Raw genomic sequence first — 13,577 nt, forward strand, 5'->3', positions numbered from 1 at the left:
CGCGCAGGCACGGGCCACCCGGAGGGCGGCCCGGATTGGCGATCACGCCACGTGCTTGCGCTGCTTGGCCAGCTTCTTGCGGACCATCTCGCGCTTGAGCGGCGACAGATAGTCGATGAACAGCTTGCCGTCCAGGTGGTCCATCTCGTGCTGGATGCAGGTGGCCAGCACTTCACCGGCCTCCAGCTGCTGCTCCTGGCCGTTGCGGTCCAGGTACTTCACGGTAATGGTGTCAGCGCGGGTCACGTCGGCGAAGATGCCCGGGACCGACAGGCAGCCCTCCTGGTACACCCGGCCCCCGTCCTTGGCGACGATTTCCGGGTTGATGAACACATGCGGTTCATTCTTCTCTTCGCTGACATCGATGACCATGAAGCGCTTGTGCACGTCCACCTGGGTGGCGGCCAGGCCGATGCCCGGGGCGTCGTACATGGTCAGGAACATGTTGTCGATCAGTTCCTGGAAGGCCGGCGTGGTGACTTCGGCGGCGTCGATCAACGCAGCCTTGGTACGCAGGCGCGGATCGGGGAACTCGAGAATGGGGAGAAGGGCCATGGCTGTTTCCGGGTAGGGGGCCGGCACGCCGGCATACGTCGCAGATTCTAGCTCCAACGCTTGCCTTGCGCCCCGGTTTCTGGACTATAGTGCGTGGACCTGTTGGGGAATCAGGGCTTCACACCTATGTTGCTTCGTTTTCGTACGGTCGTCGCCGCGGCGATGCTGACCGTGGCTGCCTATGCTACCGCCGTGGAAGTGAATGGCGGGCACCCGGACACCTATGTGGTCCGAAAAGGGGATACGTTGTGGGATATCGCCGCACGTTTCCTGCAGAAGCCTTGGCTGTGGCCGGAGATCTGGCAAGCCAATCCGCAGATCGCCAACCCGCACCTGATCTATCCAGGTGACGTGCTGAGCCTGGCCTACCTGGACCGGGTGACCGTGTCCCAGGCCGGTCCGCGCCAGGAGGCCCCGATCGACGCCATTCCGCTGGCCCAGGTCGAGCCGTTCCTGAAGCAGCTGAGCGTTGTCGACAGCGTCAAGCAGCTGCCCTACGTCGTCGGCCTGGAGGACAGCCGCCTGCGCGTGTCCGGTGGCGACACCGTCTACGTGCGCCTGGCGGATGCCCAGGTGGGCCAGCGCTGGGCCGTGGTACGCCCGACCGTGCGTTACGCCCAGCCCAAGCCGACCGAGGACCTGACCGCCAATGGCGACGTCACCCCGGGCAGCGGCAACCTGTGGAAGGCCTACAACGCACCCAACGCACGTCGTGGCGTGCTCGGCTACGAACTGGCCCAGGTCGCCACCGGCACCATCACCCAGATCGCCGGCGGCAAGGTCGAGGCCTCCACGCTGGTGCTGGACAAGAACGTCGGCGGCCGCGAAGTGCGCGCCGGCGACCGCCTGGTGCCGGTCGAAGCCCGGCCGTACGACCTGCAGTTCGTGCCCCACGTACCCGCTGCGGGTGTCGAGGGCGTGGACGTGCGCGTGCTGGCGGTCACCGACATGTTCACCGCCGGTGGCCCACGCGACGTGATCGCGATTTCGGCCGGCCGTGCCCAGGGCGTGGACAACGGCACCGTGTTCTCGCTGTGGCGCCCGGGCCGGCATGTAGCGCACCGCATGAAGTACCCGACCTCCTCGCGCATGGACGACTCGCTCAGCACCGGCGCAGGCCGGGTCTCGCTGCCGGATGAATATGCCGCGCATGCGATGGTGTTCCGCACCTTCGACAACGTCAGCTACGCGCTGGTGATGCAGGGCGTGAAGCCGGTGCAGGTGGGTTACAACGCGCTGCACCCGGACGCGAAGTAACGGTTGCCGGACTGCCCCGGCCACCACTGAAGTGCCGGCCGCGGGCCGGCAGGCACCTCCGGCAAAACCTGACAGCCACATGCGAAGGCGCCCTAGGGCGCCTTTGTTGTGTGCGGCCGATAGTGGGGGATGACCACACATGCATACGAGGCGCTGCTGCGCCTGTTGATGGCGGGAGGCGCACTGGCGTCCCGACGGGCCCTGCTGCAGGCCGCGGGCGATGCGGAAACCGCCATCGCGCAAGGCACTGCGACCTGGCGTGCGCACGGTTGCACGCCGGAGCAGTGCGCCGCCCTGGAACGCGTTGATACCCGGGCCTGGACAGCCGCCCGGCGCTGGCTGGAACAGGACAACCATCACCTGCTGCCGTGTACCGATCCGGCCTTTCCGCCATCACTGCTGGAGGTACCCAACCCGCCGCTGGCGCTGTTCGTGGCCGGTGATCCCTGCCTGGCCTGGCGCCCTTCGGTGGCGCTGGACGGCAGCCGCTCGCCCACCCCGGGCGGGCGTGCACTGGCCGCGCGTTTTGCCGGCTGCTTCGTCGAGGCCGGCCTGGCGGTGACCAGCGGCCTGGCCGCAGGCATCGATGCGGCCGCGCACCAGGCTGCGCTGGAGGCCGGCGGCTGCACCATGGCAGTGATCGGCACCGGCCCTGACCGGGCCTATCCGGACAGCCACGCCCGGCTGCAGGCGCGGATCGCCGCCGAAGGCGTGGTGCTCAGCGAGTACCTGCCGGGCACGGCTGCCCGTCCCAGCCACTTCCCTGCGCGCAACCGGCTGGTGGCCGGGCTGGCGCTGGCCACCGTGGTGGTCGAGGCCGCGCAGCGCTCGGGCGCGCTGATCACCGCGCGCCTGGCCGCCGAGGCCGGCCGCGAGGTCTGTGCCCTGCCCGGATCGGTGCTCAACCCGCGCGCGGCCGGCTGCCACCGCCTGATCCGTGAGGGCGCGGCGCTGGTCGAGCGCCCCGAGGAGGTCCTGGAACTGCTCGCCCCCGCCCTTCGCCAGCAGCTGCCGGGCTTGCAATCGCGGTTGGCCACCCCCACTGAACAGGCACCGCCGGCGCTCCTGCCGGCGCGCTGGGCCGACGACCCTGACTACCAGTGCTTGTGGCGGGCCCTGGACCACAACCCAAGCGGTATGGATTCACTGATCACGCGCTGTGGATTGACGGCGTCACAGGTGTCCTCCATGCTGCTGGCCATGGAACTGGCGGGAATCGTGGTGTGCGTACACGGCCGCTACTGTCGAACTCCCTAGTTTCTTCACCTCCACAGCGTCGCGCGACGCAGGCCGAGGGGCAATGAAAGAGAGCATCCTGGATGTACTGCTGTACCTGTTTGAACACTATTTCAGCGAAGATGCGGACCTGATCCGTGACCGCGATTCGCTCCAGAACGGCCTGATCCAGGCCGGTTTCAGCCCCACCGAGATCAACAAGGCGTTCGACTGGCTCGATGCCCTGGCCGCGCAGCGGCCGAGCGTGGCCCAGGCGCGGGTCGATGGCCCCGTGCGCATCTACCACGGCCCCGAGCTGGACAAGCTGGACGTGGAATGCCGCGGCTTCCTGCTGTACCTGGAACAGCACGGCATCCTCGACGCCGACCAGCGCGAGCTGGTGCTGGACCGGGCGATGGCCCTGGACCAGGACGAACTGGACCTGGACGACCTGAAGTGGGTCGTGCTGATGGTGCTGTTCAACCAGCCCGGCTCCGAAGCGGCCTACGCCTGGATGGAGACGCAGATGTTCATGGACGAGCCAGAACCCCTGCACTGACCGTACACTTGGGGGCATAGCGCATTCAGGAGCGTCCCCGTGAGCGAGTGGTTCCACGCAGAAGGTAACCGGCAGCAAGGCCCGCTGCCGGCGGAACAGTTGGTCGAGTTGTTCCGCAACAACCAGATCTCCCTGGACACCCTGGTCTGGCGCGACGGCCTGCCGCAATGGCAGCCGTTGCGCAGCGTGGTCGATGAGCTGGGCCTGATCGTGCCGGCGCTGGACGTCGCCGCGCCGGCTGTGGAACCCGAGCCGGAGCCCGAACCGGAACCGGTTGCGCCGCCGCCGCCGCAACCACCGGTGCTGCCACCGTCCACGCCCTATGCCACGCAGACCCCGGCCGGGGTGCTGCCGCCGCCGAAAAAGAAGCTCTCCGGCTGCGCCCTGACCGCGATCATCGGCGGCGGCCTGCTGCTGGTGCTGGTGCCGGTCATGGCCATCCTCGCGGCGATCGCCCTGCCTGCCTACAACGACTACACCGTGCGTGCCAAGGTTGCCACCGCGGTCAATGCCCTGCAGCCGCTGAAACAGCAGGTGCAGCACTTCGCCGACGACGAAGGCCGCTGCCCCGGTGCCAACGATGCCGGTTTCCCGGCGCCGGGTGATTTCACCCAGGCCGGCCTGTCGGCGGTGAACATCGGCCGCTTCAACAACGGCCACTGCGGCATCGAAGCAACGCTGGCCGTGCCCGGCAAGAGCCTCGATGGCGACCTGCTGTGGCTGGAATATGATCGCGACAGCGGCCGCTGGGAATGCAGCGGTGAAAGCGACGACAAGTACCTGCCGCCGTCGTGCCGCGGCTGAGCCACGCGCACGGCAGCACCTCCAAGGACGATCCAACAGGGAACATGCAATGACCGAGTGGTACTACGCCGAAGGACAGCAACGCCAGGGCCCGCTGCCGGTCCAGGAAATCCGCCAGCGCTTCCAGCGGGGCGAACTGAACCTGGACACCCTGGTCTGGCGCGAAGGCATGGCCCAGTGGGCTGCACTGCGCCAGGTGGTCGATGAGCTCGGCCTGCAGACACTGGCCGATGCCAGCACGGCCACCGCCAGCGGCGGCTTCGACCTGCGCGGCGACTACGCCGCCATCGACAACGGCACTGCACCGCTGCCTGGCACGGGCGCGCTCAGCAGCTCGCCCTACAGCGCCCCGGCCGCTTCCGGTGCCGGTGGCCCGCAGCCGGTGATCGGCGGCGAGGTGGTCTACGCAGGCTTCTGGAAGCGCGTAGCGGCGTACATGATCGACTACTTCGTGCTGGCCATTCCGTGCGGCATCATCGGCGCCATCATCGGCGTGGTGCTTGGCGCCAGCATGGGCGCGGTGGGCAGCGGCGAGACCTCCATCGAAATCGTCGCGCAGGTGGCCAGCGCGCTGATCAACATGGCCATCGGCGTTGCCTACTACACCTGGTTCCATTCCTCGCAGGGTGGCGCCACGCTGGGCAAGATGGCGGTCGGCATCAAGGTCGTGCGCAGCAACGGCGATCGCCTGACCAAGGGCCGCGCCTTCGGCCGCTACTGGGCCATGCTGCTGAGCAGCTTCACCCTCGGCATCGGCTTCCTGATGGCCGCCTTCACCGAGCGCAAGCAGGGCCTGCACGACATGATCTGCGACACCCTGGTGGTCGACCGCTGGGCCTACACCGACCAGCCGCACCTGCAGCGCCATGAGCTGGGCACGGTCACCATCGTGATCCTGGTGCTCACCGGCCTGCTGGTGCTGGCGGGCCTGGTGGTGCTGGTGGCCGCGGTCGGCTTCATCGCCAAGATGGCCTCATGAACGGCCATCCTCACGTCTGGCTGCTTGACAGGGGCTGGCCGGGCGTGATTCCTCTAATAAGGTGAAACCTGAACGCCCGGCACACTACCGGGCGTTCAGCGTATTGATTTGTCCGTGGCCGCTTCACTAATGCGGCCGTTTGCTCCACCCTAGCGGCCCCTCCCCTGCGGCTCGCCCCACAGACACTGCTGCCATGCCCAAGCACCTGCTCATCGTCGAATCGCCGGCCAAGGCCAAGACGATCAACAAATACCTCGGCAAGGACTACACCGTCCTGGCCTCGTATGGGCATGTGCGTGACCTGATTCCGAAGGAAGGCGCGGTCGACCCGGACAACGGGTTCGCCATGCACTACGACGTGATCGACAAGAACGAAAAACATGTCGACGCCATCGCCAAGGCCGCCAAGGGCGCCGACGACATCCTGCTGGCGACCGACCCGGATCGCGAAGGTGAAGCGATCAGCTGGCATATCGCCGAGATCCTGAAGGAACGCGGGCTGGTCAAGGACAAGCCGATGCAGCGCGTGGTGTTCACCGAGATCACCCCGCGCGCCATCAAGGAAGCGATCAGCCAGCCACGCGCGATCGCCAGCGACCTGGTCGATGCCCAGCAGGCGCGCCGCGCGCTGGACTACCTGGTCGGCTTCAACCTGTCGCCGGTGCTGTGGCGCAAGGTCCAGCGCGGCCTGTCCGCCGGCCGCGTGCAGAGCCCGGCGCTGCGCATGATCGTCGAGCGCGAGGAAGAGATCGAAGCCTTCATCGCCCGCGAGTACTGGTCGATCGCCGCCGAGTGCGCACACCCGTCGCAGCACTTCAACGCCAAGCTGATCAAGCTGGACGGGCAGAAATTCGAGCAGTTCACCATCACTGACGGCGACACCGCCGAAGCCGCCCGCCTGCGCATCCAGCAGGCCGCGCAGGGCTCCCTGCATGTCACCGACGTGGCCAGCAAGGAGCGCAAGCGCCGCCCGGCGCCGCCGTTCACCACCTCCACCCTGCAGCAGGAAGCCTCGCGCAAGCTCGGTTTCACCACCCGCAAGACCATGCAGGTGGCGCAGAAGCTGTATGAAGGCGTGGCGATCGGTGACGAAGGCACCGTCGGCCTGATCTCGTACATGCGTACCGACTCGGTGAACCTGTCGCAGGACGCGCTGGCCGAAATCCGCGACGTGATCGCCCGTGATTACGGCATCGCCTCGCTGCCCGACCAGCCGAACACCTACCAGACCAAGTCCAAGAACGCCCAGGAAGCGCACGAGGCGGTGCGCCCGACCTCGGCCCTGCGCACTCCGTCGCAGGTCGCCCGCTTCCTGACCGACGACGAGCGCCGCCTGTACGAACTGATCTGGAAGCGCGCCGTCGCCTGCCAGATGATTCCGGCCACGCTCAATACGGTCAGCGTCGACCTGTCGGCTGGCAGCGAGCACGTGTTCCGTGCCAGCGGTACCACCGTGGTGGTGCCCGGCTTCCTGGCCGTGTACGAGGAAGGCAAGGACAACAAGAGCGCCGAAGACGAGGACGAAGGCCGCAAGCTGCCGGCGATGAAGCCGGGCGACCGCGTGCCGCTGGAACGCATCCAGGCCGAGCAGCATTTCACCCAGCCGCCGCCGCGCTACACCGAAGCGGCGCTGGTGAAGGCGCTGGAAGAGTACGGCATCGGCCGTCCGTCGACCTACGCCTCGATCATCCAGACCCTGCTGTTCCGCAAGTACGTGGAAATGGAAGGCCGCAGCTTCCGCCCGTCCGACGTCGGCCGCGCGGTGTCCAAGTTCCTGTCCAGCCACTTCACCCAGTACGTGGACTACGACTTCACCGCCAAGCTCGAAGACGAGCTCGACGCCGTCTCGCGTGGCGAAGAAGAGTGGATCCCGCTGATGGCCCGCTTCTGGGAGCCGTTCAAGGAGCTGGTGGAAGACAAGAAGGAATCGGTGGACCGCGCCGAGGCCAGTGGCGCGCGCGAGCTCGGCACCGACCCGAAGACCGGCAAGCCGGTCAGCGTGCGCCTCGGCCGCTTCGGGCCTTACGCCGCCATCGGCAGCACCGCCGAGGACGCCGAGGAGAAGCCGAAATTCGCCTCGCTGCGCCCCGGCCAGTCGATGCACACCATATCCTTGGAAGATGCGCTGGAACTGTTCCTGATGCCACGCGCGCTGGGCGAGGACAACGGCGAGCCGGTCAGCGTCGGCATCGGCCGCTTCGGCCCGTTCGCCAAGCGCGGCAGCACCTATGCCTCGCTGAAGAAGGAAGACGACCCGTACACCATCGACCTGGCCCGCGCCGTGTTCCTGATCGAAGAGAAGGAAGAGATCGCGCGCAACCGGATCATCAAGGAGTTCGAGGGCAGCGACATCCAGGTGCTGAACGGCCGCTTCGGCCCGTACATCAGCGACGGCAGGATGAACGGCAAGATCCCCAAGGATCGCGAGCCGGCATCGCTGACCCTGGCCGAAGTGCAGCAGCTGATGGAAGAAACCGGCAAGCCCGTGCGCAAGGGCTTCGGCGCCAAGAAGGCTGCCGCGAAGAAGGCACCGGCCAAGAAGGCGGCGGTGAAGAAGGAAGCGGCGCCGAAGAAGGCCGCAGCCAAGAAAGCGCCTGCCAAGAAGGCGGCGAAGAAGGCCGTGGTAAAGAAGGCCGCTGCAAAGAAGGCACCTGCGAAGAAGGCCGTCAAGAAAGCCGCGAAGTAGATTCACGCCATGCGTGGATAAGGGGTAGTGCCGGCCGCTGGCCGGCAACATCCAGAAGCACCCGATGCCGGCCAGCGGCCGGCACTACCGGGCCAGGGTCCACCCCTTCTGCACGCCGCAGGGGGATAATGGGGGCCCACGTCGGGCCGGTCGCCGCCATGAAAGAACTCACCCTGGACTCTGCTGTCGCCACGCTCCGCGCCGGCGGCGTGATCGCCTATCCGACCGAAGCGGTCTGGGGCCTGGGCTGTGATCCCTCGCATGAGGCGGCGGTGCACATGGTGCTGCGGCTGAAGCAGCGCCCGATCGAGAAGGGCATGATCCTGGTCGCCGCCGAATTGTCGCAGCTGGAGGGCTGGGTGCGCCTGCAGGCGTTGCCCGATGCCCGCCAGCGCGCGGTGCTGGCCAGCTGGCCGGGTGCCAACACCTGGATCCTGCCGGCCGGTCCGCGCGCCCAGCCCTGGATTACCGGCGAGCACAGCGGCATCGCCGTGCGCATCAGCGCGCACCCGCTGGTCGCCGCCCTGTGCCGCGCCTGGGGGGGGCCCCTCGTCTCCACCAGCGCCAACCTGGCCGGTGAACCACCGGCACGCAGCCGTGCCGAGCTGGATCCACGCCTGCTGCGCCTGCTCGATGGCATCCTCGATGGCGAAACCGGCGGCCTGGCCCAGCCCACCCCGATCCGCGACGCGCTCAGCGGCAACGTGCTGCGCTCCTGAGCGGACGATTGCACTGCCACGCACAATCACGCACCCTGCCGCCATGAACCTGCTGCGCACCGCCCTGGGCCTGTGCCTGCTGCTGCCATGGACCGCACCGGCCGCCGAGGACGTGCGCGTCTACCGCTGCGTCGCCAGCAATGGCGCCGTGGCCCTGCAGGACAGGCCCTGCAGCAGCGGCCGGCAGGAGGTGCGTGACCTGCAGCGCCCGCGCGATCCGGCACCCCGGGTGGTGCGCAGTGACGCCCCTCCCGCGGTGCCCAGCGAGGTTCCGGTGATGCGCGATCGCGAAGTCCGCCACGTCTACATCCAGCCGCCACAACCGTTGTACGAGTGCGTGAGCGACGACGGTCGCCGCTACACCAGCGACAGCAACGAGGGCAATCCACGCTGGGTCCCGTTGTGGACCAGCGTGTGGCTCCCGCACGGGCACCACGGCGCGGTCCATCCCGGTCCACGCCCGGGCTTCGGCACGCCGGTCGGTGCGCCGATCGGTGAAGGCGCAGGCTACCGGCCGCCTGCGGTGGGCGTCGGCGTGCAGGTGCCGGCCGGCAGCGTGCTGGTCCGTGACAGCTGCCATGCGCTGCCGCCGCAGGACGTCTGTGCGCGCCTGCGTGACCGCCGCTGGGAACTGGACCGCCGTTACAACAGCGCGCTGCAGAGTGAGCGCACCGCCATCAGCAATGAACAGCGCGGCATCGACGCGCGCCTGTCGCGGGACTGCGAACGCTGAGCGCGATGCCTGCCGGGGCATGTACGCTGTGCGCATGAAGAACCTGATCTGGATGGCCCTGGGCCTGTTCGCCGGCAACGCGTTGGCCGACGACGGGGTGATCTACCGTTGTACCTCCAGTAGCAGCGATGTGCCCACCCTGCAACGCACGCCCTGCCCTGCCGGCAGCAAGCAGCAGGTGGTGAGGGTGCCGGCCAGTGCTCCGCCGGCGCCGGCCTCAGCGGCACCCGTGCCGGCCGCGCCCGGACCGGCCGCGGCCACTGCGCCGTCCGTTCCCGCACCCGCGCCTCGTCGCCCCGGCGAAGGACGCACGATCATGGAAGCTGGCATGGTCGAACGCGAAGGCGGCCATCTGATACTCGACAGTGCATCGCTGCCACGCCAGGCCGATGCCGCGCCGGACAGCAATGCGCCGCCGAAGCCGCCGCTGCCACCGATCTTCCAGTGCACCGACAGCCAGGGCGGTGGCTACCTGCACGAATACGAAGCCGCCCCCGGGCGCTGCGAACTGATGACCGTGCAGGGACTGGGCGGCGCCACGCCGGTCAATGCCGCCGGCTGCGAAGTGGTGCGCGACCGCTGCGAGGAACTGCCGGACGCGCAGCGCTGCAGCAGCTGGCAGCAACGCTTCCGCGACGCACGTGGCCGTGAGCGGTTCGCCTCGCCGGAAAACCGCGACAACGCCCGTGGGGAACGCGAACGGCTGCAGGGCGTGCTGGAGGCCAGCAACTGCCCGGTACCGGGGTGACAGCCACCCGGTAGTGCCGGCCGCTGGCCGGCAATCGCAGGATCTTCAAATGATTCCAGTTGCCGGCCAGCGGCCGGCACTACCCTTTGGAAGATCAGAACCCGTAGCGCAGGAAGCCGCCATCCACCGCGATGCATTCGCCGGTGACATAGCTGGCCGCCGGCAGGCACAGGAAGCCAACGGCTGCGGCCACTTCCTCCGGCTCGCCGATGCGGCGCATCGGCGTGCGGTTGATCACTTCCTCGTAGTAGTCCGGGTCCGACAACGGACCGGACGTGCGCCGCGTGCGGATGTACCAGGGCGCCACCGCGTTGACCCGGATGCCATCCTCCGCCCACTCGACGGCCAGGTTGCGGGTCATCTGGTGCATCGCCGCCTTGGTCATGCCATAGACCACGCCACTGCGCACATGGGTCAGCCCGGACACGCTGCCGACATTGACGATCGACGACGACGCGTGCCGGGCCAGCAGCGGATGCGCGTAGCGCGACAGCTCGAAGGCCGAGAACAGGTTGGTCTCGAAGATCTTGCGCCATTCGTCCTCGGAATATTCCGTGGCCGCCTTGGTGACGTTGCCACCGGCATTGTTGACCAGGATGTGCAGGCCATCGCTGTGATCTTCCACCCAGTCCAGGATCTGCCGACGGTCCTCGTCATCGGAGACATCGGCCGCCAGCGCGTGCACCTGGTGCTGCGGATAGACATCCAGCAGTTCGTCGCGCGCCGTTTCCAGCATGTCGATGTCGCGGCCGACGATCATCAGGTCGGCGCCGAGGCCAGCCAGTTCGTGCGCAATGGCCAGGCCAATACCGGCGCTGGCACCCGTGATCAGGGCCGTCTGGCCGTCCAGGCGCCACCGTTGCTGGGTCATGAGTCCTCCGGGGCCGCGCCCGCTGTGTTTCGATGCCGCAAGGATACGCGCTCACGGCAGCGCTCGGCCGGGGATGCGACACTTGCCCATACGCCCACCGCGGAGAGCCGCCATGCGCATCCTGATCCTGTCCACGTCGCTGCTGGCCAGCCTGCTGCTGGCGGCCTGCCAGCGGCCGCCCACGCCGAACCCGGAGAAGCCACCGGTGCCACGAGCGATGTCACGTGCGATCAACGACCCGCTGGACCGCGCCAAGGACGTGCAGAAAACCGTCGATGATGCCGCTGCGCGTGAGCGCAAGGCCGAAGCCGACGCGACGCAATGACCTGTGGGGTCAGAGACCTTTGTGCTGCCAAGGAATCCGACCCCATGAACGAAAACGCCCGGCCAGAGCCGGGCGTTTTCATTCGGTACCGTTGCCGATCAGAATCCGCAGAAGCAGTACGCCAGCGCCTTCACCGGAGCGCCATTGCCCTTCTCGCGGGCCGCGTTCTCGACGAAGCGCAACTGAGTGTCCACTTCCGGCATCGTGCGTGCCAGCATCATCCGCGCCATCCCCGAATCGGACAGCATCCAGGCACCGGCGCGGCTGCCGGCGAAACCGCTGACGAACTGCGCGAACGGCGTGGCCGCCTTCTCGATGTAGCGCACGCGATAGGCATCGGCCTTGCCCAGCTTGGCGCGGCTGGCCGCATCGGCCACCGCGTCCTTCAGGCCACCGAAGGCATCGACCAGGCCGCGTTCCTTGGCCTGTGCACCGCTCCACACGCGGCCACGGGCGACCTCGTCCACGGCCTCGACCGGCTTCTTGCGGGCGTCGGCGACACGGCCGGTGAAGTCCGCGTAGCCCTTGTTGATCACCGTCTGGATGACCTGGCCCACGGCGGGGTCCATCGGGCGGGTGACATCGAAGGCGCCGGCGAAGCGGGTGGTGCCGACACCGTCGGTGTGCACGCCGATCTTGTCCAGCGCGCGGCTGAAGTTCGGCACCATGCCGAAGATGCCGATCGAACCGGTGATGGTCGACGGATCGGCATAGATGCGATCGGCGTTCATGCTGATCCAGTAGCCACCGGAAGCGGCCAGATCACCCATCGACACCACGACCGGCTTGCCAGCGGCCTGCAGGGCTACCACTTCACGACGGATCTGTTCGGAGGCGAACACTTCACCGCCCGGCGAATCCACCCGCAGCACCACCGACTTCACGTTGTCGTCGTCGCGCGCGGCACGCAGCAGCGCCGAGGTCGACTCGCCACCGATGCGGCCGGCCGGCAGGTCACCGCCACTGATTTCGCCGGCGGCCACCACCACGGCCACCTGCGGACGCGAGTCCACCGGGTTGCGGCGCGCGTCGAGCAGGGCCAGGTAGCGGCCGAAGTCAACGTTGCGGAAACCACCGTCGGCATCCTCGTCGGCCACGCCGCGCTCGATCATCAGATCCTCGAATTCCTCGCGGGTCTTCAGCGCGGTCACCAGCTTCTGCTGCAGGGCGAACTTGGCCAGGTCACCACCGGCGGCAGCGATGCCTTCCGGCAGGGTGTCGATGCCGGCGGCCAGCTGTGCCGGATCCAGGCGGCGGGCCTTGGCGATGTCGCCCAGGTAGCGCTGCCACACGTCGTTCATCCAGAACAGGTCGGCTTCCTTGGAGGCCGGCGACGCCGCGTCGAGCACGTACGGCTCGGCCGCGGACTTGTACTCGCCCACCTTGAACAGGTGCACGTCCACGCCCAGCTTGTCCTGCAGGCCGGTGCGGAAGTACTGGCGGTAGCGGCCGAGACCTTCGAGCACGACCGAACCCATCGGGTCCAGGTAGACCTCGTCGGCCTGCGCGGCCAGCAGGTACTGCGACTGGCCCATGCTCTCGCTGTAGGCCACCAGCTGCTTGCCGGAGGCGCGCAGGTCCTGCAGCGCGGCGGCCACCTCACGCAGCGAGGCGAAACCGGATGGCTGCAGCTTGTCCAGCTCCAGCACCACGCGCTCGATCTTCTTGTCTTCCTTGGCCGACTCGATCACCCGCAGCAGATCGCGCAGCTGGATCTCCTCGGCGCCGTTGTCACCCACCGCCTTGGCCAGCGCGCGGCTGACCGGGTCGGCGCTGAACTGCTCGACCAGGCGGCCTTCCGGCGCGATCACGAGCGTCGTGCGGTCCTGCAGCGACTTGCTGGCACCGGCACCCATGCCGGCGGCGATGACGAACATCACCAGCAGCAGGAACAGCAGGCCGAAGAACACCAGGTTGAGGATCAACCGGCGGGTGAAGTTCATGACGTCCCACAGCCCGATGAAGAAGCTGGCGACGGGATTGCGACGCGCCGGGGGCAGCGGGGGCACGGGTTGATTCATGGAACGCTCCGGATGGCTTCTTGCCGTGGTACCAGCATAGCCGGTGCCGCGTGATGCAGCATCGGACACAAGTCAGGGGATCGCCCGTCACGGGTGAACGTGGCG

Annotated in this window: 13 protein-coding genes; 10 read left to right on the forward strand and 3 right to left on the reverse strand. The window is 67.9% G+C overall.

Annotated elements, in window-relative coordinates; translation table 11 throughout:
- Window positions 1-42 precede the first annotated feature (42 nt).
- Window positions 43-555, reverse strand: a complete 513-nt coding sequence (def, locus tag AC5P7I_RS03690; RefSeq protein ID WP_014648564.1) for a peptide deformylase — start codon at window positions 553-555, stop codon at window positions 43-45.
- Window positions 556-681: 126 nt separating this feature from the next.
- Here def and AC5P7I_RS03695 point away from each other — a divergent pair, with 126 nt between their 5' ends.
- The 9 genes from AC5P7I_RS03695 to AC5P7I_RS03735 all read left to right on the forward strand — a co-directional run bounded on the left by AC5P7I_RS03695 (window position 682) and on the right by AC5P7I_RS03735 (window position 10,255).
- Entirely contained in the window at window positions 682-1,812 is a 1,131-nt protein-coding gene (locus AC5P7I_RS03695; RefSeq protein WP_032958270.1) for a LysM peptidoglycan-binding domain-containing protein, read from the forward strand.
- 129 nt (window positions 1,813-1,941) lie between these two features.
- On the forward strand, window positions 1,942-3,069 hold the full coding sequence (dprA, locus tag AC5P7I_RS03700) for a DNA-processing protein DprA (RefSeq protein WP_262087836.1): 1,128 nt from the start codon (window positions 1,942-1,944) through the stop codon (window positions 3,067-3,069).
- Between the two features lie 43 nt (window positions 3,070-3,112).
- A complete protein-coding gene (locus tag AC5P7I_RS03705; protein WP_005419622.1) occupies window positions 3,113-3,586 on the forward strand; it encodes a DUF494 family protein in 474 nt (157 codons plus the stop codon).
- A 39-nt stretch (window positions 3,587-3,625) separates the two neighbouring features.
- Window positions 3,626-4,390: a pilin gene (locus AC5P7I_RS03710; RefSeq protein ID WP_014648567.1), complete on the forward strand. Its 765-nt coding sequence runs from the start codon at window positions 3,626-3,628 to the stop codon at window positions 4,388-4,390.
- Window positions 4,391-4,439: 49 nt separating this feature from the next.
- Window positions 4,440-5,369 carry an RDD family protein gene (locus AC5P7I_RS03715; RefSeq protein WP_262087835.1) on the forward strand — a complete coding sequence of 310 codons (930 nt, stop codon included), beginning with the start codon at window positions 4,440-4,442 and terminating at the stop codon, window positions 5,367-5,369.
- A gap of 193 nt (window positions 5,370-5,562) precedes the next feature.
- Window positions 5,563-8,055: a DNA topoisomerase I gene (locus tag AC5P7I_RS03720; RefSeq protein ID WP_069117783.1), complete on the forward strand. Its 2,493-nt coding sequence runs from the start codon at window positions 5,563-5,565 to the stop codon at window positions 8,053-8,055.
- Between the two features lie 128 nt (window positions 8,056-8,183).
- On the forward strand, window positions 8,184-8,774 hold the full coding sequence (gene tsaC, locus AC5P7I_RS03725; protein ID WP_080053022.1) for an L-threonylcarbamoyladenylate synthase type 1 TsaC: 591 nt from the start codon (window positions 8,184-8,186) through the stop codon (window positions 8,772-8,774).
- A 43-nt stretch (window positions 8,775-8,817) separates the two neighbouring features.
- Complete coding sequence (locus tag AC5P7I_RS03730) at window positions 8,818-9,507, forward strand: hypothetical protein (protein ID WP_049408651.1); 690 nt, start codon at window positions 8,818-8,820, stop codon at window positions 9,505-9,507.
- 34 nt (window positions 9,508-9,541) lie between these two features.
- Window positions 9,542-10,255 (forward strand): hypothetical protein, encoded by a 714-nt coding sequence (locus tag AC5P7I_RS03735; protein ID WP_262087834.1) that lies wholly within the window; start codon window positions 9,542-9,544, stop codon window positions 10,253-10,255.
- Window positions 10,256-10,349: 94 nt separating this feature from the next.
- Here the strand turns inward: AC5P7I_RS03735 and AC5P7I_RS03740 are convergent, their stop codons facing one another.
- Window positions 10,350-11,126 (reverse strand): SDR family oxidoreductase, encoded by a 777-nt coding sequence (locus AC5P7I_RS03740; protein WP_014038643.1) that lies wholly within the window; start codon window positions 11,124-11,126, stop codon window positions 10,350-10,352.
- 112 nt (window positions 11,127-11,238) lie between these two features.
- Here AC5P7I_RS03740 and AC5P7I_RS03745 point away from each other — a divergent pair, with 112 nt between their 5' ends.
- Window positions 11,239-11,451 carry a hypothetical protein gene (locus tag AC5P7I_RS03745; protein WP_134809345.1) on the forward strand — a complete coding sequence of 71 codons (213 nt, stop codon included), beginning with the start codon at window positions 11,239-11,241 and terminating at the stop codon, window positions 11,449-11,451.
- Between the two features lie 98 nt (window positions 11,452-11,549).
- On the opposite strand, the gene sppA is transcribed toward AC5P7I_RS03745, so the two are convergent.
- Complete coding sequence (gene sppA / locus AC5P7I_RS03750) at window positions 11,550-13,472, reverse strand: signal peptide peptidase SppA (protein ID WP_032958263.1); 1,923 nt, start codon at window positions 13,470-13,472, stop codon at window positions 11,550-11,552.
- Window positions 13,473-13,577: the final 105 nt, after the last annotated feature.

The organism is Stenotrophomonas sp. YJH_SMC_138 (assembly GCF_059369855.1).

What these genes read in the sequence shown, in the direction of transcription:
- def (WP_014648564.1), bottom strand. Translation starts at nt 555, where the DNA reads ATGGCCCTTCTCCCCATTCTCGAGTTCCCCGATCCGCGCCTGCGTACC.
- AC5P7I_RS03695 (WP_032958270.1), top strand. Translation starts at nt 682, where the DNA reads ATGTTGCTTCGTTTTCGTACGGTCGTCGCCGCGGCGATGCTGACCGTG.
- dprA (WP_262087836.1), top strand. Translation starts at nt 1,942, where the DNA reads ATGACCACACATGCATACGAGGCGCTGCTGCGCCTGTTGATGGCGGGA.
- AC5P7I_RS03705 (WP_005419622.1), top strand. Translation starts at nt 3,113, where the DNA reads ATGAAAGAGAGCATCCTGGATGTACTGCTGTACCTGTTTGAACACTAT.
- AC5P7I_RS03715 (WP_262087835.1), top strand. Translation starts at nt 4,440, where the DNA reads ATGACCGAGTGGTACTACGCCGAAGGACAGCAACGCCAGGGCCCGCTG.
- AC5P7I_RS03720 (WP_069117783.1), top strand. Translation starts at nt 5,563, where the DNA reads ATGCCCAAGCACCTGCTCATCGTCGAATCGCCGGCCAAGGCCAAGACG.
- tsaC (WP_080053022.1), top strand. Translation starts at nt 8,184, where the DNA reads ATGGGGGCCCACGTCGGGCCGGTCGCCGCCATGAAAGAACTCACCCTG.
- AC5P7I_RS03730 (WP_049408651.1), top strand. Translation starts at nt 8,818, where the DNA reads ATGAACCTGCTGCGCACCGCCCTGGGCCTGTGCCTGCTGCTGCCATGG.
- AC5P7I_RS03735 (WP_262087834.1), top strand. Translation starts at nt 9,542, where the DNA reads ATGAAGAACCTGATCTGGATGGCCCTGGGCCTGTTCGCCGGCAACGCG.
- AC5P7I_RS03740 (WP_014038643.1), bottom strand. Translation starts at nt 11,126, where the DNA reads ATGACCCAGCAACGGTGGCGCCTGGACGGCCAGACGGCCCTGATCACG.
- AC5P7I_RS03745 (WP_134809345.1), top strand. Translation starts at nt 11,239, where the DNA reads ATGCGCATCCTGATCCTGTCCACGTCGCTGCTGGCCAGCCTGCTGCTG.
- sppA (WP_032958263.1), bottom strand. Translation starts at nt 13,472, where the DNA reads ATGAATCAACCCGTGCCCCCGCTGCCCCCGGCGCGTCGCAATCCCGTC.